The 21,990-nt window shown below is 39.5% G+C and carries 20 protein-coding genes and 1 pseudogene; 3 read left to right on the forward strand and 18 right to left on the reverse strand.

Annotated elements, in window-relative coordinates; translation table 11 throughout:
- The first annotated feature begins 70 nt into the window (after window positions 1–70).
- The gene (locus B9O19_RS04790; RefSeq protein ID WP_102365345.1) at window positions 71–1,009 is read left to right on the forward strand and encodes a peptidoglycan DD-metalloendopeptidase family protein; all 939 of its coding nucleotides are present in this window, start codon (window positions 71–73) and stop codon (window positions 1,007–1,009) included.
- Between the two features lie 1,182 nt (window positions 1,010–2,191).
- On the opposite strand, the gene B9O19_RS04795 is transcribed toward B9O19_RS04790, so the two are convergent.
- From B9O19_RS04795 to B9O19_RS04830, 8 genes are all read right to left on the reverse strand, one after another.
- Window positions 2,192–3,340, reverse strand: coding sequence for a class I SAM-dependent methyltransferase (locus tag B9O19_RS04795; protein WP_102365346.1), 1,149 nt, complete (start codon window positions 3,338–3,340; stop codon window positions 2,192–2,194).
- Between the two features lie 11 nt (window positions 3,341–3,351).
- Window positions 3,352–4,074: an elongation factor P 5-aminopentanone reductase gene (gene ymfI, locus B9O19_RS04800; RefSeq protein ID WP_102365347.1), complete on the reverse strand. Its 723-nt coding sequence runs from the start codon at window positions 4,072–4,074 to the stop codon at window positions 3,352–3,354.
- A 53-nt stretch (window positions 4,075–4,127) separates the two neighbouring features.
- Window positions 4,128–5,333 (reverse strand): aspartate kinase, encoded by a 1,206-nt coding sequence (locus B9O19_RS04805; protein WP_102365348.1) that lies wholly within the window; start codon window positions 5,331–5,333, stop codon window positions 4,128–4,130.
- Window positions 5,334–5,423: 90 nt separating this feature from the next.
- Window positions 5,424–6,332 (reverse strand): homoserine kinase, encoded by a 909-nt coding sequence (gene thrB / locus B9O19_RS04810; protein WP_102365349.1) that lies wholly within the window; start codon window positions 6,330–6,332, stop codon window positions 5,424–5,426.
- A gap of 1 nt (window position 6,333) precedes the next feature.
- Window positions 6,334–7,563, reverse strand: coding sequence for a homoserine dehydrogenase (locus tag B9O19_RS04815; RefSeq protein ID WP_102365350.1), 1,230 nt, complete (start codon window positions 7,561–7,563; stop codon window positions 6,334–6,336).
- Between the two features lie 62 nt (window positions 7,564–7,625).
- Window positions 7,626–8,948, reverse strand: a complete 1,323-nt coding sequence (locus tag B9O19_RS04820) for a DUF1015 domain-containing protein (protein ID WP_158648917.1) — start codon at window positions 8,946–8,948, stop codon at window positions 7,626–7,628.
- Between the two features lie 599 nt (window positions 8,949–9,547).
- A complete protein-coding gene (locus tag B9O19_RS04825; RefSeq protein ID WP_102365352.1) occupies window positions 9,548–9,784 on the reverse strand; it encodes a helix-turn-helix domain-containing protein in 237 nt (78 codons plus the stop codon).
- 186 nt (window positions 9,785–9,970) lie between these two features.
- Window positions 9,971–10,237 (reverse strand): helix-turn-helix domain-containing protein, encoded by a 267-nt coding sequence (locus tag B9O19_RS04830; RefSeq protein ID WP_102365353.1) that lies wholly within the window; start codon window positions 10,235–10,237, stop codon window positions 9,971–9,973.
- A gap of 319 nt (window positions 10,238–10,556) precedes the next feature.
- Between B9O19_RS04830 and B9O19_RS11635 the strand changes: the two genes are divergently transcribed.
- Window positions 10,557–10,733: a hypothetical protein gene (locus B9O19_RS11635; protein WP_158648918.1), complete on the forward strand. Its 177-nt coding sequence runs from the start codon at window positions 10,557–10,559 to the stop codon at window positions 10,731–10,733.
- A gap of 162 nt (window positions 10,734–10,895) precedes the next feature.
- Window positions 10,896–11,078, forward strand: a complete 183-nt coding sequence (locus B9O19_RS12240) for a helix-turn-helix domain-containing protein (protein WP_281254347.1) — start codon at window positions 10,896–10,898, stop codon at window positions 11,076–11,078.
- Between the two features lie 1,942 nt (window positions 11,079–13,020).
- Here the strand turns inward: B9O19_RS12240 and rlmH are convergent.
- From rlmH to B9O19_RS04880, 10 genes and pseudogenes are all read right to left on the reverse strand, one after another.
- Complete coding sequence (gene rlmH / locus B9O19_RS04840; protein ID WP_102366610.1) at window positions 13,021–13,488, reverse strand: 23S rRNA (pseudouridine(1915)-N(3))-methyltransferase RlmH; 468 nt, start codon at window positions 13,486–13,488, stop codon at window positions 13,021–13,023.
- A 66-nt stretch (window positions 13,489–13,554) separates the two neighbouring features.
- Complete coding sequence (gene ftsH, locus B9O19_RS04845; RefSeq protein WP_281254342.1) at window positions 13,555–15,498, reverse strand: ATP-dependent zinc metalloprotease FtsH; 1,944 nt, start codon at window positions 15,496–15,498, stop codon at window positions 13,555–13,557.
- A gap of 254 nt (window positions 15,499–15,752) precedes the next feature.
- Complete coding sequence (locus B9O19_RS04850; protein ID WP_102365355.1) at window positions 15,753–17,054, reverse strand: apiosidase-like domain-containing protein; 1,302 nt, start codon at window positions 17,052–17,054, stop codon at window positions 15,753–15,755.
- Window positions 17,055–17,165: 111 nt separating this feature from the next.
- Window positions 17,166–17,426: a DUF3795 domain-containing protein gene (locus B9O19_RS04855; RefSeq protein WP_102365356.1), complete on the reverse strand. Its 261-nt coding sequence runs from the start codon at window positions 17,424–17,426 to the stop codon at window positions 17,166–17,168.
- A 129-nt stretch (window positions 17,427–17,555) separates the two neighbouring features.
- Window positions 17,556–18,518 (reverse strand): L-lactate dehydrogenase, encoded by a 963-nt coding sequence (locus B9O19_RS04860; protein WP_102365357.1) that lies wholly within the window; start codon window positions 18,516–18,518, stop codon window positions 17,556–17,558.
- A 64-nt stretch (window positions 18,519–18,582) separates the two neighbouring features.
- Window positions 18,583–19,302, reverse strand: coding sequence for a ZIP family metal transporter (locus B9O19_RS04865; RefSeq protein ID WP_102366611.1), 720 nt, complete (start codon window positions 19,300–19,302; stop codon window positions 18,583–18,585).
- Between the two features lie 100 nt (window positions 19,303–19,402).
- The gene (locus B9O19_RS04870; RefSeq protein WP_102365358.1) at window positions 19,403–19,984 is read right to left on the reverse strand and encodes a helix-turn-helix domain-containing protein; all 582 of its coding nucleotides are present in this window, start codon (window positions 19,982–19,984) and stop codon (window positions 19,403–19,405) included.
- A 148-nt stretch (window positions 19,985–20,132) separates the two neighbouring features.
- On the reverse strand, window positions 20,133–20,744 hold the full coding sequence (locus B9O19_RS12245; RefSeq protein WP_169925280.1) for a sugar O-acetyltransferase: 612 nt from the start codon (window positions 20,742–20,744) through the stop codon (window positions 20,133–20,135).
- Window positions 20,745–20,849: 105 nt separating this feature from the next.
- Window positions 20,850–21,188, reverse strand: a pseudogene (locus tag B9O19_RS12250) (GNAT family N-acetyltransferase); the annotation flags it as partial.
- A gap of 8 nt (window positions 21,189–21,196) precedes the next feature.
- Window positions 21,197–21,823: a YigZ family protein gene (locus tag B9O19_RS04880; protein ID WP_102365360.1), complete on the reverse strand. Its 627-nt coding sequence runs from the start codon at window positions 21,821–21,823 to the stop codon at window positions 21,197–21,199.
- Between the last annotated feature and the right edge of the window lie 167 nt (window positions 21,824–21,990).

Raw genomic sequence — 21,990 nt, forward strand, 5'->3', positions numbered from 1 at the left:
TCTCCTAAAATTTTATAAACACATGTATTTTTTTCATGTTTTGGGAAAGACTTTTATCTGAGGTGATAAAATGAGTAAAAATCCGAAAGACAGAGATGACAGAAACAAAGGGAGAAATGACAATTATGACCGTAGAATAATAGTCGATCCGCCCAGCGATGAGCAGAAAAAGCAGCCGGAAGAGGCCGTTTCATCAAGAAGAAAAGGATTTTACATAATCCTTTTACTGGGGATTACGGCAATCGGAATTTATGCGGTTCTGAACTCACTGCTTCCGCACACCACTGCAAAAAAACCAAATGAAACCAAAACCGGCTCAGCCTACAGCACTGCGGCGCCAAACTATGACAGCGTTCCCGCAAACGCTCAGACAACACCATATGACGCAAGCGAGCCGCTGAGCAGAAACGAAATCAACTCTCAAACTCAAAAGGCAACCGAAAAGCCTGACGCTGAAACAACATCTGATTCCGAAGCAGCAGAACTGGTTCAGCCGCCTGTGTCCGGAAAAATTATAAAAGATTTTTCTGACTCTGAACTGCTCTATTCTGACACGATGAAGGACTGGAGAACCCACGCCGGAGTTGATATAGCCGCCAACAAGGATACGCCTGTAACAGCCATAAAGGACGGGGTTCTAAAAAAGGTATACGAGGACAGTCTTTTCGGCACAACCGTGATTCTGCACCATGACGACAGCGGAATCGACAGTGTATACTGCAATCTTAAAGACGCAACGTCTGAGCCTATTGGCGCGGCAATAAAGATGGGCGATGTTTTGGGCAAAGTCGGAAGTTCAGCGGTGTCTGAAGTGAACGACCAGCCGCACCTGCACTTTGAAATCAAACTTGACGACAACTTCCTTGACCCGAAACAGTTTGTTAAATTTGAAGAAGTAGATTATGTTCAGCCGGAGCCGTCCGCTTCAGCGTCGGCCAGCGCTGCTACTTCAAGCAGTGCGGCTCCTACAACTTCAAACAGTTCGGTTCCCACCACTTCGAATCCCTGAACGGCTTCACCTGCCAAATCATCGCCTGAAGTTTCCGACGACGACTATGACTACGGCGATGAAGACGCTGAAACAATGATAATTGATTAATAAAAGACCCTCCTATGAATGCTCATAGGAGGGTCTTTTTGTCTATGTCGGCGGACACGTCTTATAAGACGGTTACAACAATAAAGCGGATAAAAATGTTAGAGTCAATAATCACGCACCTCGTGAACATTCTTAAAAAAGTATATCATAATTTTTTTTACTAATATATTTTTCCGTGACTGCGCGCCTTACGCGGCAAACATAGTTTGCACATCACAACTAAGTAATTTATTGTGCATTTATGCGCCACGTTAGGTGAGCTACCATCTGAACACGTAGTGTTCATTATATAGCTTTTCTATGTATATGACCCCATATAATATTTATTATTTTACTTATAATAGGTGTTTGAACCATTTCTTTTTCTGGCAAGAAAAAGAAACGCTTCACCAAAGAAAAAGTGCTTGCTCGCTTAGGTCGCCTAACGGCTCCAAGAAGCGCTCGCCCCCGCTAATTTCATCTTGAATCTGCGCTTCAAGATGAAAAAGCCCTGTAACTTTCCCGTTGACTTTGTGTACTACCGTGAATAAAGATATTCCGAGTTCCTATTAATTTAACACATCAAAAAAGCTGGTCTTCGGCGAACATCGGTAGGTGTGACCCCACCTTTGGCGGGTGTGATACAAAGTGACTTCTTTTATTATAGCCTTCAACGTCAATTGTGGCTACACTTTTGTTTAAAAGTGTATGTTATATAAACTATAAACGCCAATAAATAACTTAGGTGTCATATAATAAATTACTTAGTTGTGATGTATACGCACCCCGCTCATTTCACCATGAAGCATGGCTTCATGGTGAAAAAAGCCCTGTAACTTTCCCGTTGACTTTGTGTACTACCGTGACAAAAGATATTTCGAGCTCATATTGATTCAATCCATTAAAAAGTCAGTTTTTCAGCAAACATTGGAAGATGTGACCCCACCTGTAGGGTGGATGTGATTCTTTTTAATTCGTTTTGATTTATCTGCAATGTCTGTAAACCCGTCTGTAAGGCAGTCACTGTCACACACTGCAAGGTTCACTAAAAACACCTTTAATTTTTCTGTTGACTTTTATAATTTTTTATTATTAATATAAATTACATGATTATTATTTGGATTGAAACAATTCATACAGTGTGGGGCTGAAATTAAACTCTTTCATCAGCGTTTCGGCTTTTGTTTTTGCAGTCTCCATCACATGTTTTGAGGTGCTGCGCTTTACAGCTTTTATTAAAAGATTTTTAGGCGAGTGCTCAAAATCCACAAACTCCAGCATTTGCACTTTATAGCCCTGCCATTCCAATATTTTTCCCCGTATTGCATCGGTAGCCAACGCTGAAAAACGTTCCTTTATCAGACCGTAATCTGTGAGCGCAGAAAAGTTTTCTGTCTCTATCTGCCCGTTCAGCTCGTGCTGACAGCACGGAACCGATATTATAGCCTTTGCATTCCATGATACTGCGTTATATAGCGCATAATCTGTTGCCGTATCGCAGGCGTGCAGAGTAATGACCATATCCGGTGGAGTTTTAACGCTATATCCGTTTATATCCCCTATTTCAAAGCTCAGTCCGTCATACCGATACTTTTCAGCCAGTTTATTACACTTTTCTATTACATCAGCTTTTAAATCAAGACCTGTTATGCTCACTTTCATTTTTTTAATCTCAGTCAGATAGTAATATAATATAAATGTGAGATACGACTTTCCGCAGCCAAAATCCAGTATGTTTATACTGCTGAGTTTTAAAGAATCCACAACATTGTCCGCTATCTCAACAAAACGGTTTATCTGCCTGTATTTATCATACATAGAGCTAACGATATGTCCGTCCTTAGTAAACACGCCTAAATCAACCAGCGGCGGTATTGACGTGTTTTCCTCCAGCAGATACTTTTTCTTTCTGTTGTTGCCGGTTATGGCTTCGTCAGTTTTACTCGCAATCCGTTTTTTTATCAGACTTTCTTTGCCTTTTTTTGAAACCTTCAGCATATAGAAAAAATCCGCGCCCCAAGCGTCGAGCTGTCTGAAGCTCTCTGACCGCATTATCTCCTCAACGGTGCCTGTTATCAAATCCGGTTCTACGTTCTCGTGAAAAACCTGTTTTTCTGTGTAGCAGGCGATTTGATATTTCTCTGTGCCGCCGATTTTTTTCAGCTCTATTTCAATCTTTTTATATTTGCCGTCTTTATGTTTTGGATTGCTTATTACAGCCTTTAAGATTCTTTCACTGAAAATTGTTTTTATATATTCCATTTCAGTTCCTCCTAAACCACAAACCCGCCGTTGACGCCGATAACCTGACCAGTTATGAACTCCGCTCCGCTTCCTGACAGAAAGTAAGCCAGCTCGCCCACGTCACGGGGTTTTCCGATTCTCATCACCGGGGTTTCGGAAATCAATTCTCTGACAGTATTTTCATCAAGCCCTGCGTTCATATCAGTATCTATAACCCCCGGCGCTATGCAGTTGACTCTTATATTTGAGGGGCCAAGTTCTTTTGCCAGCGCCTTAGTCATGCCGATAAGACCGGATTTGGCCGTTGAATATGCCACCTCGCACGAACTGCCCACTACTCCCCACATAGAGGATATATTTATTATTGAGCCAAAATGATTGTTTATCATATGTCTGACAACGCCGCGCGTCACTCTGTACGGACCGTTTAGATTGACCTCCATAACCTCCGACCATTCCTCCTCGGTTATATCCGTGAACAAATTAAACTTTGAAATTCCGGCGTTGTTGATAAGTATATCAACTCCGCCGAATTTATCTTCTATTTTATCAATCATGCTCTCAACCTGCTCCGGTACGCTTATATCCGCCTTTATAGGGTAACCGCCCGTCTCCTCCGCCAAAGCCTTTGCTTCACCGGCGGATTTGTTATAGTTGATTATAACGCTATATTCGCCTCGGTGCTCTGCAAATACCCGTGCGGTTTCAGCGCCGATTCCTCTTGAAGCTCCGGTAATCAATACAGTTTTCATAAAAACCACCTTTAAAGTATAAAGGAACGGTTTAAACCGTTCCAGTATGTTTTTTAAATATTGAATTTATCATGTATAACTTTAACTGCTTTTTCAGCATTTTCAAGCTTTATCAGAACCGAAACCTTTATTTCGGAAGTTGAAATCATATGAATATTTATGTCATTATCAAACAGAGCCTCAAACATTTTTGCAGCAACCCCGGGGTTGTTCACCATTCCGGCACCGACAATAGAAACCTTTGACAGGTCATCCCTGTGGTTGACTTCTTTATAATTTAAAATATCCTTTAACCCTTCCAAAACTTCCAGCGTTTTAGCCTCATTCTCACGCGTAACCGTAAACGCTATATCCTTTGTTCCCTCACGGCCTACTGACTGGAGTATCATATCAACATTTATATTCTCCTGAGCAAGCTGAGAAAATACTCTGAAAGCAATCCCCGGTGTGTTTTCAAGACCGACAACCGCTATTCTGGCAACATCGTTATCACGAGTTACTCCCCTAATCAACATTTTTTCCACACTAACTACCTCCTTAACAAGAGTGCCCGGCACTCTCTCAAAACTAGATTTAACTTCCAATTTTACATTATACTTCTTCGCCATCTCAACGCTTCTGTTATGAAGCACATTCGCCCCGAGGCTTGCAAGTTCAAGCATCTCGTCGTATGTGATTTCATCCAGCTTTTTTGCGTCCTTGCAAATACGCGGATCGGCAGTATAGACCCCGTCGACATCAGTATAAATCTCACATTTATCTGCACGCATAGCAGCCGCTATAGCAACAGCGGAAGTATCACTGCCTCCGCGGCCCAGCGTCGTTATATTATCATATTTATCCAAGCCCTGGAATCCTGCAACCACGATAATATTTCTTCTGTCAAGTTCAGACTGCATACGCTCAGTATCTATATTGTTGATACGCGCATTTCCCGACGCGGCGTTTGTATTAAACCCTGCCTGCCAGCCGGTTAAAGATACCACCGGGCATCCTATTTTTTCTATCGCCATCGCCAAAAGAGCTATAGAAATCTGCTCGCCGCTTGAAAGCAAAACATCCATTTCACGCTTTGAAGCGTCAGGATTTATTTCATTCGCCTTTGTGATTAAGTCGTCTGTGGTATCGCCCTGTGCAGACACTACCACAATAACTTGATTTCCCGCCTTATAAGTCTCGGTAACCCTCTCTGCAACATTGATTACTTTTGCGGCGTCAGCCACAGAACTACCACCAAATTTTTGAACGATAAGTCCCAAAAAAACCCCTCCTGTTTTTATATATCTTTTCAAATAAGAATTCCATGCCGTAAACACAGTTTTCCTTTTGAAAATTCTAAAATAATTTACTTAGGTATTTTCTATTATACACGCTCCGAGATTATCGGGCTTTAAAAGATGAAGCTTCCAATCCTTCATTTTGCTTATAAGCACCTTGCTGATGTTGCAGTTAAACGCTTGATTGTCGGCTTTTATAATTGCAATTATAGTCGGTCCGGCTCCGCTCAGATACACGCCAAGCGCGCCGTTGTCATAACAAAGCCTGAACAGGCTGTCCATATTAGGGATAAGCCGCTTTCTGTAATTTTGATGCAGTTTATCGCCTACTGCGGTCCTTATGTTTTCATACTTCCCGGACATGAGGCTTGCTGTCAGCAGCGCGCTGTGCCCGGCATTATATACCGCGTCGTCATGAGACACGGATTTAGGCAGAACCCCTCTTGATTTTTTGGTTTGAAGATAGAAGTCCGGCACTAGAGCCGCAAAACACAAATCTTTCGGATTAAGCTCAGTCTTAACATACCGTATAGCATATTTGGTTCTGACATTCACGGTAAATCCGCCGAGCAGAGCAGGCGTCACGTTGTCGGGATGCCCCTCAATATCCGCAGCCAGCTTTAACAGCTCATTCATAGACAGTCTGTCTCCGGAAAGTTTATTAGCCGCAACTATTCCTCCGACTATTCCGGCGCTGCTGCTTCCAAGCCCCCTGGTAATCATTATGTTATTCTCCAGGGTGAGTTTAAGACCAGGGCATTTATGGCCGACCATCTCAAAAACTCTTTTCATGGATTTATATATTAAGTTGTTCTCATTTTCAGGCAGGAATTTTTTTGAGTCATCCAAAATATTAATCTGCAGTCTGCCCGAATTATTTTCCTCGGCGGTAACATAATTATACAGCCCCAGCGCAATACCCATGCTGTCGAATCCGGGGCCGATGTTGGCCGATGTTGCAGGAACTCTGACCTTAACCATTTTATTCAGCCACCAATCTTATCTTTCCCAAAACGTTATATCCGCCAAGCTCGCCGTCAACTGACACAAGTTTGTCAAATTCATAACCGGTCATTTCAGGCGTTACAACCGCAAACTCATCTTTATATTTCTCGCCGTCCAAAGTTATAACATCGTATCCTTTTTTAGCAAACGTCTCCGGAGCCGCCTCCGTCTTTGAAAGCCTCACATAAAATCTTGACGGCAAAGTTTTGGCGTCGAGCAAATAGCCTTCCTGCCCCTCGCTCCAGCCTAACCTGATATGCTTATCCTTATGCTTTACAGTATCTATTATATCTGAAAGCACCGCGCTGGCTGTCGGAAGCGCTCCGGCGCCGCGGCCGTAAAACATCACGTCTCCCAGCCCCTCGCCTCTGACCATAATACCATTGAATACGTCATCTATTCCCGCAAGGGGATGTGAAGAATCCAGAATAGCCGGGCAAACCATAGCATAAACGCCGTTTTCAGCCCTTGAAGTTATACCCAGCAATTTTATTACTGCGCCGAACTTAGCCGCGTATTCCACATCCTCAAGGGTTACTTTTGTGATACCCTCGCACGGAATCTCATCACTGTCAACAAATTTGCCAAACGCCAAAGACGCCAGTATGGCAGTCTTACGGCAGGTGTCGTGACCTTCAATATCAGCGGTCGGGTCTTTTTCTGCATACCCGTTTTCCTGAGCGCCTTTCAGTGCGTTCTCAAAGGTTTCCCCTTCTTTAATCATTTGGGTCAAAATGTAATTCGTGGTACCGTTCAAAATACCATATATATCAGTAAGCTCATTTGCGGCCAAACTGGTGTAAAGAGGTCTTATAATCGGGATACCTCCGCCTACGCTCGCTTCAAACAAATAGTTAACGTTATTGTCCTTAGCTATTTTAAGAAGTTCGGTTCCGTGTTTTGCAACAAGTTCTTTATTTGAAGTTACAACGCTTTTACCGGCCTCAAGCAGTTGTTTTGTGAACTCATAAGCCGGTTTTGTGCCGCCCATGACTTCCGCCACAACTCCGATTTCAGGGTCGTTTAAAATATCCTGAAAGTCCTTAGTAAAGCATTTATACTGACTGTCCGGAAAATCTCTTAAATCCAGTATCTTCCCGACTGTTATTTCCTCGCCGCTGCGGCGTTTTATTGATTCGGCGTTAGTGGCAATAAGCTCTCCGACGCCGCCCCCTACAACACCGAATCCCATAATTCCTATCTTCATTGGTATATTCCTCCTGCTCTGTTATCTTCTAAAAACATAAACCGGTTATCAAGTTAAAAATATTAGTCAAACTTATTAATAACTATACCCGTTATGAGTTTAGGCCAGAAATAGGTAGATTTTTGAGGCATTTTCTCATTAGCCAAAGAAATATCCTTTATTTCTGAAATCTTTGTCGCATTTATCAAAAACGAGCATTGATAATCGCCGTTCTTTACACAGTTAACCGCGTCAGACGCGTCTCTTGTATATACAAGGTGATCCTGGTTGGCTAAGCTTGCGTCATCTATATCAAAATACTTTTCTAATATAAGCTTATGCAGTATTGTAACGTCCAAATATTTATAAGCATTGCTCTTATCCTTTATTAAATCATCCATTATATGAACATCTTTGAGTTCAAGCAGATAATAATAATTTCCGCCGGTATAGAACGCAAACCTCTTTTCATCAACGGTGTTGCGTAGTTTAGTCATTATTATCTCCGCAAAATCGCCCTCGGTGAAGTATATCTTAGACGCGTTAAAATCATCGGTCAGCATACTGATTGTAAGCTGTTCAGAGAAGTTTTTAACGTTTTTTATCATTCTGTGTGTGGGAAATACAAAAAGACCGCTGTCATCCATCGAAACAAGCATCATCATAGTATAGTCATACGACTGGGTGCCGATTTCAGTTCCGTCAGCTTCATGACGGGCGTTTCTGTAATTCAGAGCAGTCTCGTATCTATGGTGACCGTCGGCAATAAACAATTGCTTATTTTCAAACTTTTTAGAAATAACATTAATTATAGCCGGGTCTTTTATAATCCAAATATTTTGAATAACATTCTCCCTGGTTGTAAAACTAATATCAGGAGCTCCGTCTGAACACTCTGAAATAATATCAGCGATTGCCTGGTCAGGGTCCATATAAAGCGAATATATTTGGCTCATATTTGTCTTAGTTGCTTCCATTAAATCAAGTCTGTCACGCTTTGCCTTTTTCAAAGTTTCCTCATGAGGCAGAATAACTTTTTTTGAGAACTCCTCAAGCTGAACCAAAGAGATAATACCCTTCAGCGAATGTGTAGGGGATTCTTCAGTATCAAGCTGAAAAACCTGCTCATAGATATAAAACGCCGGTTCGTCTTCAAACACAAGAACCTGTTCCTCTATCCACTTATTCAAATACGCCGCGCTTCTGGTATACTTGTTATTGTCAGAATCATCGCTTTCAAATTCCATACCGTAATCCAAGCGAATAACGTTATACTCATCCTTATTATAAAGCTCCTGCTGTTCTTCCGCTGAAATTATGTCATACGGAGGAGCTGTAACCATATCTAAATCTTTAAATTTTTCTGTATTATATCTAAGCCCTTTAAAGGGTACTACTTTTGCCATTATTATCATCCTTCCGGAATAATTTAATTTTCGCGCTGACAAATGTTACAGCACGGACAATTTATCATAATCGATAACATATCATATTAGATAATACAACATATTTGTCAATACGTCAAGGTAAATTTACTCTGCGCATGTAAATATTTTCCCAAAAATTCCTGGATTTTTTAGATTTAATCTACAAATAATATTATTGTGATAATTAATGAAATTATTACAAATCTATTTAAACATAGTAGAATTTGTTGGAAAGGAGATCCCATGGGAAAATTCAGTACCGGTATGCTTCTTGGAACAGTGTTTGGAATAGGAATTCTAATGCTCGACAAGAAGAATGTTAAAAAAGCAAAAAAGATGATGAACGGAATGCACTTTTAACCTCCAAACACCAATTATTAAGAGCCGCGCAAATTTGCGCGGCTCTTAGTTTTATAAACTTAATAATAAAATAATATCAACCATTTGTATATAAACAAATGGTTCGCATGTTGCGTTTACTCGTCAAATGCAGTACATTAAATAAATTCTAAAGCCAATAAAGTTAATTTTAACTACGGTTAATATTTAAAATATAATACTTTAACTTAAATATTATTTTATACATTTCCGTCCCTATTAACTTCAATCACATCGGTACGGCCGAGTAAATAATCAACTGAACAATTAAGGTAATCAGCAATCTTTGCAAGATTATTAGCTTTAGGCATTGAATTCTTCATATTTGACATAGTATTAAGCCCTAAATTAATATCTTTAAGCATTTTTTTGACGGTGACATTGCGCATTTTTGCTACTAGCCTAATTCTATCAGCAACCTTGCCGGAAATATACATAAATTTAACCTCCATATTTTGTGCATTTATTGCAAAAATCTAAATATAGATATTTCACCGTCGACAACAACTAAACTTAGAAATGCAGTATTTTCATAACAGTTATAAGTTTCATATGACTATACCATATTACACCTGTAGATAGTAATATAATTAATCAAGAGCAGTTTAACTGCTACAAAACTATTATAAAACTTTAAAATTATTGTTTTCAGTATTTACTGCACTGCTGTTAATTTCTATTACATCAGTACGCCCGAGGAGATAGTCAACAGAGCAGTCAAGACAATCAGCAATACGTTCAATTTTATCTACTGACGGTATTTTATTTTGCTTTTCAATATCATAAATAAAACCTTTATTTATACCGCATTTTTCTAAAAGGTATTTAATTGAAATTCCTTTTTGCTTAGCTCTTAGTTTTATTCTTTCTGTCATTTGTAAGTTTTGCATAAGACATTTTGCTCCTTTTTGTTAACAAGCGATAATTTTCCACAATATAAGTAAAATACTCGGCATATTTTTTTGCGGTATAATAACACATTTATTATATTAAAATCAAATTACTCTATAAAATTATAATTTAATCATCTAAAAAGCTATTAATGAAAAATTATATAATAAAATGACATAATTTGCAACAAAATTAAAATAAAAAATATGTATGGCGATTATACTTTAAACAGTTAACATCTATAACTGCCTTAATATTACATATAAATTTATGTTAATAATTTTTGAAATAATAATTTAAAAAAAGATAATATAATTTATGAAAAAAGAAGCAGGTTTTGAAAACAGGAACCCTTTCGTTGAGCTGGGATTGGTAATTTCAGTTTTGAGAAAAGCCAAGGGCTACACCCAATACAACTCGAAGAGAGGGCACAAATCAGCTGTTCTCATCTTAGTTCTATTGAAGCTCCTAATATATCTTCCTAATTTTCTTTAGAAGTATTCTTCAATATTGCTGATATTTTAGAAGTTAAACCCGGCGACCTGCTTAATCTTAATTTGCCATCGTCCTATTTTAATAAAGATGAAGAAGAGAAAAAATTAGAAGATAAGTAGAGGAAGTAATAAAATGTATTTAAAAAGATGAAGAACTCTGCGTATAAATGCAGGATTAGGGCAAACAAAAATTGCTGAAATATTAGGAATACAACAAACGGTATACTCTCGATATGAGAGAGGGTTTCAAACTATACTGTTACATTTTCCAGTGAAACTTGCAGACTTTTATAATAAATCAACTGATTACATATTAAATCTCACAAATGAAATAAATCCACATTAAAGTAATAATATTTACAAATATATTGAACACTACGTGTTCAGATGGTAGCTCACCTAACGCGCTTGCTAGCGCAAGCCTACCGAGGTTCACTGAAAAACCTACTTTTTTATGTATTATAAAAGTTGAAAACTTAGTTTTTTGATAAGTTAAATTAATAGGAACTCAAAATCTCTTTATTCACGGCAGTTCACAAAGTCAACGGGAAAAAAACAAGGCTTTTTCATCTTGAAGCGCAGATTCAAGATGAAATTAGCGGAGGCGTATATATCACAACTAAGCAATTTATTATATGACAACTGAGTTAATTATTGGCATCTGTAGTTTATATCACATTATTTAGTTTATATAATATACACTTTTATTTAAAAGTGTAGCCACAATTGACATTGCAGGTTTATCAAAACGAGTCAATTTGGTTCACACGCACCTTTCAGGGGCGGTCACAAGCGCCATTTGGAGCCGTTAGGCGACCTAAGCGAGCAGCACTTTTTCTTTTTTTGAGTATACATATTATTGACATTGTAGGTTATTCAAAACAAGTAACTTTGTATTACACACGCCTTGCAGGTGTGGTCACAGGTGAAGCGTTTCTTTTTCTTGCGAGTGTGACCACACTTTTCTTGATAGTGTGTGTTATACATATGATTTTATTTTACCATAACCTACAATGTCAATAATATGTATACTCAAACTCAAATAAAAAGAAATGGTTCAAACACCTATTATAAGTAAAATAATATATTATATGGGGTCATATACAAAGTACATAGATAGTTTTTTATAAACAAAATAATATAATTTTATATATTGAACACTGCGTGTTCAGATGATAGTTCACCTCACGCGGCGTGCACGCACGCCCTACCGAAGTTCACTGAAAAACCTACTTTTTTTATGTATTATAAAAGCTGAAAACTTAGTTTTTTGATAAGTTAAACTAATAGGAACTCGGAATATTTTTTTCACGGCAGTTCACAAAGTCAACGGGAAAGTAGTAGGGCTTTTTTCATCATGAAGCCATGGCTTCATGGTGAAATGAGCGGGGTGCGAGCGCCCCTTGGAGCCGCAGGCGACCTAAGCGAGCAAGCACTTTTTCTTTCTTTGCGTATACATATTATTGACATTGTAGGTAATGGCAAAACAAGATACTTTATATTACACACACCTTGCAGGTGTGGTCACAGGTAAAGCGTTTCTTTTTCTTGCCAGAAAAAGAAATGGTTCAAACACCTATTATAAGTAAAATAATATATATTATATGGGGTCATATACAAAGTTGATATATATTATTTTTAATAAACAAAATATATTTATTAAATTTATATATTGAACACTGCGTGTTCAGATGATAGCTCACCTAATGCGGCGCATAAATGCGCAATACATCACAACTAAGTAATTTATTGACACTGTAGGTAATGGCAAAACAAGCCTCTTTGTATCACACCCACCATACTGGCGGGGTCACAATACATCACAACTAAGTAATTTATTATATAACAACCATGTTAATTATTGGCATTTATAGTTTGTATAACATTATATAGCTTATATAACATACACTTTTAAACAAAAGTGTAGCCACAATTGACACTGTAGGTAATGGCAAAACAAGTCTCTTTGTATCACACCCACCATACCGGCGGGGTCACAATACATCACAACTAAGTAATTTATTATATAACAACTATGTTAATTATTGGCATTTATAGTTTGTATAACATTATATGGCTTATATAACATACACTTTTAAACAAAAGTGTAGCCACAATTGACACTGTAGATAATGGCAAAACAAGTTATTTAGTATCACACCCACCTGAAAGGTGGGGTCACAGGCCTTGCAGGTTCATCAATACAAACTACTTTGGCTTACACGCACCTTTTAGGTGCAGCACCTTGCAGGTTTATCAAAATAAGACAGTTTGGTTATAAAATATAATCACTTATGATAGGTTATTCCGGCGCTTATTGTAAACGCCCTATATATCTGTTCCAGCAGAATTACCCTCATCAGCTGATGCGGAAACGTCATCTTTGAAAAACTCAGCTTTAAATCAGAAATTGATTTTATGCTGTCATCAAGGCCCAGTGACCCTCCAATTATAAATACTATATGGCTTTCCCCGGTAACAGAAAGGGACTCTATTTTTTCGGAAAGCTGTTCTGATGAAAGCTGCTTTCCTTCAACGCAAAGGGAAATTATATATGCGCCTTTCGGTATTTTCGCCGCAATCTTCTCGGCTTCCTTATTTAAAACAATTTTCTGCTGCCCGTCCTCGTTGGGTTCATCTTTAACCTGTATGATATTAAGCTTGCAAAATCTGCTGAGACGTTTTTTGTACTCGTCGATGGCGCCGCAATAAAACTTCTCTTTTATTTTTCCGACGCAAATCAAAGTTATATTCAACATAATATATCCCTCTTTAAAGCTTACATAACAATAGGTGCCGCAAACTGTACGGCACCTATTTATTTAAGCGTTTGGTTTTTCTTTAAATTCTGTCTTCTTCATGGAAACGTCGCCGGTTTCCTCTTTTATATCTTTCTCTTTTCTGGCGTTATCCGTATCATTCATAACCTCAAGCGCCGCGTCAATCGCCTCAGCGTCGCCGGTTTGGAACAGAGCGTCAAACTCGTCGCCTTCAATTTTTTCTTTTTCAAGCAAGAGTTCCGCCACTTTTTTGAGATTTTCCATATTTTCTGTGAGGATTACTTTACATCTCTCATAGCATTCACTTATAATCCTATGGATTTCCTCGTCAATAATAGCTGCAGTTTCCTGGCTGTAATCAGCCGAATGTCCAGCTTCGAGCCCCAGGAACACCTCGCCGTTCTGTTCGCCGAATGTTCTTGCGCCGAGCTTTTCACTCATTCCATACTTTGTAACCATGCTCTTGGCGATTTTGGTAGCGCGCTCCAAATCATTTGAAGCGCCTGTGCTTATATCATCCAAAGTTAAACTCTCAGCGACACGGCCGCCCAGCAAAACTATTATTTCTTCAACCATTTCGGTTCTGCTGTTATAACTGGTATCCTCCTTAGGGAGCGACAAAGTATATCCCCCGGCTCTGCCTCTGGGGATTATAGAAACCTGATGAACCCTGTCCTGTGTCGGAAGCATCTTTGACACAACCGCATGACCGGCTTCGTGGAAAGCAGTAAGCTTCTTTTCCTTATCGGTTACCTTTTTACTCTTCTTTTCAGGCCCGGCAACCACTTTCATGATAGATTCTTCAAGGTCTATCATGTTTATAACCTTCTTATTTGCGCGCGCGGCAGCTAAAGCCGCCTCGTTTACAAGGTTTTCAAGGTCTGCGCCGGTGAATCCGATTGTAGTCTTAGCTAAAACATTAAGTTTAACATCATCGCCCAAAGGCTTATTTTTAGTGTGTACTTTTAAAATCGCTTCACGTCCGACAACATCAGGCGCGTCAACCAATACCTGTCTGTCAAATCTGCCGGGTCTCAAAAGCGCCGGGTCAAGGATATCAGGCCTATTGGTTGCGGCAATTATAATAACGCCGTCGTTCTCACCGAAACCATCCATCTCAACCAACAACTGGTTAAGGGTTTGCTCTCTCTCGTCATGTCCGCCGCCAAGTCCTGCACCTCTGTGACGGCCCACTGCGTCGATTTCATCTATAAAAATTATACATGGGGCGTTTTTCTTAGCGTTTTCAAACAAATCTCTGACACGCGACGCGCCCACGCCGACAAACATCTCAACAAAGTCAGAACCTGATATTGAGAAGAACGGAACTCCGGCTTCTCCTGCAACAGCTTTTGCGAGCAAAGTCTTACCTGTTCCCGGAGGGCCCACCAAAAGTACGCCCTTTGGTATCCTGGCTCCTAAACGCCTGAATCTTTCCGGCGTTTTTAGGAACTCGACTATTTCTTCAAGTTCGGCCTTTTCTTCCTCTTCGCCTGCTACATCGGCAAAAGTTTTTTTCGACTGCCCTTCGTTGGTAAGCTTTGCCTTGCTCTTTCCAAAGTTCATCATACCGCGGCCGCCGCTTCCTGACTGCTGCATAAACATGAACCAGAATACAGCGAAAAGCAAGACCATTCCAAGCGTTGGCAGCCATGTTACCCACCAAGGTATACTGGACGGAAGAGGAGTCTCAACCTTAAGCGACCCATCCTTTATCTGTTTTTCCATCTCGTCTCCGACGTCGCTCCTCAGTGTTTCATAACCCGGAACTTCAACCTTAATTATTGAATCGCTGTTTTTCATCTTTACCGTAGCAACATCGTCAGCTATACTAATCTCGCTGACTTCGTGATTTTGGATATCTCTTACTAATTCTGAATATACGTCTTTATCCTGTTTAGGCGTAACTCTCGTCATAAAAAATACCATAAGGATAACTAAAAACAACAACAAGTAAAACCCGATACCCTTTAAATATTTTTTCACTCTGTCGCCTCCTGTCAAAAAATTTTGATACACATATAACACCAGTTTAAATGCTATTTTAATATTGATACAATGAGTGATTATATCATACATAAAATAAAAATACAACCAAATTATTGATATCTTAACAAAAAATTCAAATGTTTTGTTATAATACCAATACGCCCCAATTTTACCTTATGCCCGTTTTATCAAACTTATCAATAATATTTACTATTTAAATAACTTTCTGTTTTTATCCTGCCCAAAATTTACTATTTCAAAACCAAAATCATATCGGATTCACCGGAGGAATTTTTCGGTACGTCAATCACATCCGAAAAAGCGGTCTCTTTATCTAAAAACACACCGCTTGCCGGGTCATACCAACGGGCTGATACAGGTTTAAATTCCAGCGCTTCAAGATTTAATTCAAAACTGCGGCCGCTGTAGTTATAAATCAAGGCAAAGTCTTTTCCTGAAAAAGCTGTGATACGGTCGTATTTTGTGAAACCGCCGTTATTTATTAAGTTATCGTTATGTTTACCGTCTTGAAAATTTACAGACGTCATAAGATTATACAAATATCCCATCTGTGCTGAACCCGGGTCGTTCAGGGCTTCTCTCCAGCAGGTTTTAACATTATACCCTGCGTCTTTGTCGTTTTCCCTATAGAACTGCATTATTGCATTATCCCCATAGGTATGGCCGCAGGCTCCTTCAAACACTGACCAGTACGCATATCTTCTTACATCTTTTGCTTTCCATAACGGCTGTGAAAAATCATGCAGTCCCTGAGGTATATTTTCATAAGAAGGCTCTCCGTCAAGAACAGGTTTTAAAGGCGTACGCGCAAGTTCTCTTCTTACATATCTCCAGTTATCCTCCCCGTAAAAATCTTCTGAAACATTATTATCGTCCCAAAAGCCCAGCGAGCTTTGGTCATAACGCCTGTGCCCAGACTGAAACATATTAAAATCCAGCCAGCCGCAGTCATTAAACCACATAGCAGACGAGGTTCTGCCGAAAGGATGGAATGTTACCAGCTGTTCCGGCGCATATTTTTTTATAGTATTTCCTAATATGTTCCATACATCAAAACCGGTCTCGCCCCTTATATCCCCTCCAAGAATCCAAATGACGTTCTCATGCTGTCCGTACCTATCAGCGAGATACTTTCCATAGCTTTCCGCATTATCAGCGTTTAAATATCCTTTTTTGACCATCGATCCCCACACTGGAAGCAATCCCATATACAAACCATAGCCGGCAGCCATCTCCACAAGGGTATCTATTTTTTCCCAATAGCCGCTGTAACTGCAGATTTTAGAAAAATCATTATCTAGTACAGCCGTAATTTTTCCATCCGGCTCTTCAACATTCATATTATGTACAAGAACTGTCTGAATTACATTAAAATTCTTTTCAGCTCTGTCCGCAAAATATACGTTTGCTTCGTCAGCGGTCAATTTCTGAGCTAGCAGCCACGCTGTATCCCCAAGCCAAAAAAATGGTTTTAGTTCTCCGGAAATATCTTTTTTTGCCAAATTTTTATTATTTTTGTAAACAGCTAACATTTTATTCACCTCATTATATCATTTTATTATCCTGCAATTATATCACATACGTTCGGAAATTAAAACAATAAAATACGCAAGTCCGAATTTGGACCTGCGCATATGTACAGATTATTTTTCTTTAGCCCATTTTCGGCAGTTTTCCAATCTGGGCTTTGGGTCAAATCCCATTTCAACGCCCATGGCAGAGACCATTTCACACGGGAATTCTTCGCATTCACCGCAATGATTGAGCCCTTTGCTCTCACAGCAGGTTTTAACTTCACATTCTCCGCCCCAAAAAGTTTTTTTCATCGTTAAACATCCCGTACAGCCAACCTCTTCTTTTCTTTCGCAGGAATCGCATCCGATTCCGCATCTTGATTCAAACATATGTACCGCGTCTCCCTTTTAATATTTGGAAATGCGCAAAAAAGCTTTTTTGTTTTTTATAATTATGTCAAGTTATCAATCTATTCTTCCGCCTCTTGCACATTTCCGTTTTATTTTATTTTATTTTTATTAAAATTCAAGTTCAGAAATTACTTCTTTTAGAGCGTTTGCCGATTTCATAAGATGAGTGCACTCGTTCTCATTTACTGTTATCGGAACCTTTGTCTCTATACCGTCCTTTCCGACTATTGACGGCATACTGAGAACAACGTTTTCTATACCATACTCCCCATGCATCATAGACGACACAGGCAAAATTGATTTTTCATCGCGGAGTATAGCCTCGCATATCCTCTTTACCGACATAGCTATACCGTAATATGTCGCCTTTTTCTTTTCTATGATTTCATAAGCCATATTTTTTACACTGTCGGCTATTCTTATCATTGCTTCTTCATGATTAAAATAACCTCTCATCTCACAGAATGAATTAATTGGGATACCCGAAACGTTAGCGCTGCTCCATGCCGCAATTTCACTGTCTCCATGCTCGCCGATTATAAACGCGTGCACGCTCCTGCTGTCTACCCCCAAATGCTGACCCAGCTGATATTTTAATCTTGCCGTATCAAGAACCGTTCCGGAACCTATTATTCTATTTTCAGGCAAACCGCTCAATTTTATAGCTGTATACGTTAAAATATCCACAGGATTTGAAACGATAAGCAGAATTCCTTTAAAATTGCACTCATTTATCTGCGGAATTATTGACTTAAAAATACCGACATTTTTATGCACCAACTCAAGCCTGGTCTCTCCCGGTTTTTGCCCGGCGCCGGCGGTAATAATAACTATAGCCGCGTCGGATGCGTCCTTATATTCGCCGGAATATATTTTCATCGGTCTGTTTAAAGGCACGCCGTGACTTATGTCAAGAGCCTCGCCCTCCGCCCTGTCCTTATCAACATCTATCAGCACCATTTCAGAGAACATTCCGCTCTGCATAAGCGCAAAAGCTGAAGCTGAACCCACAAAACCACATCCGATTACCGCCACTTTTCTTAAATTGACATCACAATTTGAATTTTTCAAAGTGTATTCCTCCTCTATACTATAATTCCAGTATACACATTATTATAATCCATAATATATAGTTTTATCCAAGAGCAACATCAAGAATCATCATAATTGTAAAACCAACAGCAACGCCGATAGTGGCAATATTGCTGTGGTCTCCGGATTGAGCTTCGGGAATCAGTTCCTCCACAACAACGTAAATCATAGCGCCTGCCGCAAACGCAAGTATATACGGAAGTATTGGAACAATCAATGATGTGAGTATTATAGTTATTATCGCGCCTATCGGCTCAACTACCCCGGAAAGAATCCCGTATAAACAGGAGCGGCGCTTTGAGATTCCATTCCCAAGCAAAGGCATTGATATAATAGCGCCTTCAGGGAAATTCTGAATAGCGATACCTATAGCGAGAGCAAACGCGCCGGACATTGAAATGGCGGCGTTTCCGCTGAGCACTCCGGCAAAGACAACGCCTACCGCCATACCTTCCGGTATATTATGAAGCGTCACCGCAAAAATAAGCATTGTTGATTTGCGAAGTTTTGCTTTCCGCCCCTCAGGTTTATCGGAATTCAAATGCAAATGCGGCGTTATACTGTCCAGCAGAAGCAAAAATCCGATACCGAGCAAAAATCCAACTGCCGCCGGCACCCACGGAATGGATCCGTTCTCCTCCGCCATATCGATAGCCGGTATAATAAGCGACCACACAGAGGCGGCAATCATTACGCCCGAGGCAAAACCCAGCAAAACTTTCTGCAGCATAGGCTGCATTTTATCTTTAAGAAAGAACACCATAGCGGCGCCCAAAGATGTTCCGACAAGCGGAATAATTATTCCTAGACAAATTTTTATAGTATCGTTCAAAATATCACCTGATTCATTTTAATTTCTTTAATTACATAATCCTAAAAAGCCCGTCTCTGCTGCACACCAAATAAATTTTTGCGCCGGAAATCCGCGGAATTCTAACCTCTCCGCCCTGTTCGGGATACAGTCTGACAACCAAAGCCCTGTCATATCCCGTACACAGCACATAATTTATATAATGCTCCTTTTCCATTTTATGCCCAAACGATATATAATACTCCCCATCTATTATTTTAACTTCAGCAAGATGTTTTTCGTCTGTCTCATTTTCTATCATAGGCTCAAGTTTGCGTCCGCAGCATATCACGTCAGCGCCGCTTGCCGCGGTTACTAGATTGCCGCAAACAGGGCAGAAATAAAACTTTACTTTCTTCATATTCCCTCCGTCAGTCTCTCTTTCGTTTAAATCGCCGTCCAGCATTTTTCCTAAATCTATTCCGAATATATCAGATAAGTTTTTAAGCAGTCCCACATCCGGCAGACCCAGTCCGCGCTCCCATTTTGAAACGGTTCTGTCACTGATATTCATTTTGTCAGCCAAATATTTCTGCGTCCAGCCTCTTTCTTTTCTCAGCTTTTGTATTAACTCTCCTACTTTTCTGCAATCCATTTTATCACCTCCCGGCTCATTTTTATTACATTGCAGTCTAAAATTACTTTATTTTACTCATTTATTATACCGTGATAAATAAGACTGCACAACAAACGCTCCGTTTGGATGACAAAAACCGCTGAACCTCTAAGGATTTTGAGTTACTTTATTTCCACTCGCTGCCTATTTCCATATCTTTGTAGTAATACTTTTTATCTCTTTCGCCGATTTCTCTCATAACTCTGCACGGGCTTCCAACCGCCACAGTATTGGGCGGTATATCTTTTGTAACAACGCTTCCTGCTCCTATGACGCTGTTGTCCCCTATTGTCACACCGGGCAGAACGATTACTCCCGCTCCCATCCAAACGTTATTGCCGATTCTGACAGGTAAATTATACTCTATACCCTTTTCACGCAGTTCAGGATATATAGGATGCCCGGCGGTTACAATAGTTACGTTGGGTCCAAATTTAACATTATTCCCGATATGTACCTCGGCGTCATCCAGAAGTGTAAAATTGAAATTTGCAAAGAAGTTATCCCCAACATAAGTATTGCATCCCCATGTAGCGGAGAATGGACTCAGTATAAAACAATTTTTCCCGGCTCGGCCTAAAATTTCTCCAAGCATTTTTTCCCGCTTTTCAGTATCATTTATGCTTGTATTATTATACTCCAATATGATTTTATCTATTTTAGGAAACTGTTCCTTTGCTATTTCAGGGTCCATAGGGTCATAAAGCTCACCGCTTAGAATCTTTTTAAACTTATCCATATTTGTTGTCTCCTTTTTTAAATAAATCATATCAACAAGCTGTTTTCCATCCTCAAACATAGGATGGTCATAATTATCAACAAAAAAATTCTTAACTCTATGCGACTCTTTAAATCCGCACGCTTTATAGAAATTAAGGGTTTTCTCAGAATCCCCCGTTCCTACGTACATAGTATCGCAGTCGTTATAATAAGATAATATATACTCAACAAGTTTTTTTCCGTATCCCATTCTTTGAAACTCAGGAGCGACCGCGATATTTTTAAGCTCATACACCCTGTCTTCACACTTTACAACAACGCACTCGGCTTTAACACCATTGTCAGCGGCGACAAACATATCGCCTTTATCCAAATACAAATCTATCATGCTTTCCTGCTCATCGCCCAACAAAAGAAGATCTAAGTATTTCTTTTTATTGTTCTCAACTTTTATTATTTTCATATAATTGTTTAAACTTTCTCCTTATAGATTTCTGAACCTTCTATAATTTTAACAGTTCCATTGCTTATATCGACAATACGTTCCTTTAATCCGGCACAGTCACTTATCGGAACATATAATGAAAGCTCTACGCTGTCGGAATATAGTGTTTCACCCTGTATGAATTCCCAGCTGTGCAGTTCATTCTGAATCTTTCCCAGCATATTGTAATCACAGATAACAGAAAGCTCGCGGCACAGTATCATTTCTAAAATATTTGCCGCTAAAACTCCGGCCTTTGCGCTTTTTGAATACGTATGAACCAATCCGCCGGTACCCAGCAATATTCCTCCAAAATATCTAGTAACAACAACGACCGTGTTTGTTAATCCTTCTTTTTTTAACATATCAAGCACAGGCATTCCTGCTGTGCCTGACGGTTCGCCGTCGTCGCTGTATCTCATTACACCATTTTCCTCGACAATATAGGCATAAACGTTATGGCTGGCGTCCCAGTATTTTTTTCTGAGCTCGTTTATAAACTCTACGGCTTCATGCTCGCTTTCCACAGGTTTTACTGACGCTATGAATCTGGAACGCTTCTCGACTATTTCTGCGCTCGCCATATTCTTAACAGTCTTATATCTATCCTTCATTTTAGTTTCTCCATATGTTCTTTTTATAAAGTTGATTATATCACTAACACAATCAATTATCAATAGTTCTGATTTATAAATACATATTGAGTAAGCTACGGCTAATTTACAAAATATTAACACCTAAATTTCTAACATATGATAAAATTATTAAGAATGGAATTTCT

The organism is Monoglobus pectinilyticus, from assembly GCF_002874775.1.
In the GTDB taxonomy this organism is placed as follows: Bacteria; Bacillota; Clostridia; order Monoglobales; family Monoglobaceae; genus Monoglobus; species Monoglobus pectinilyticus.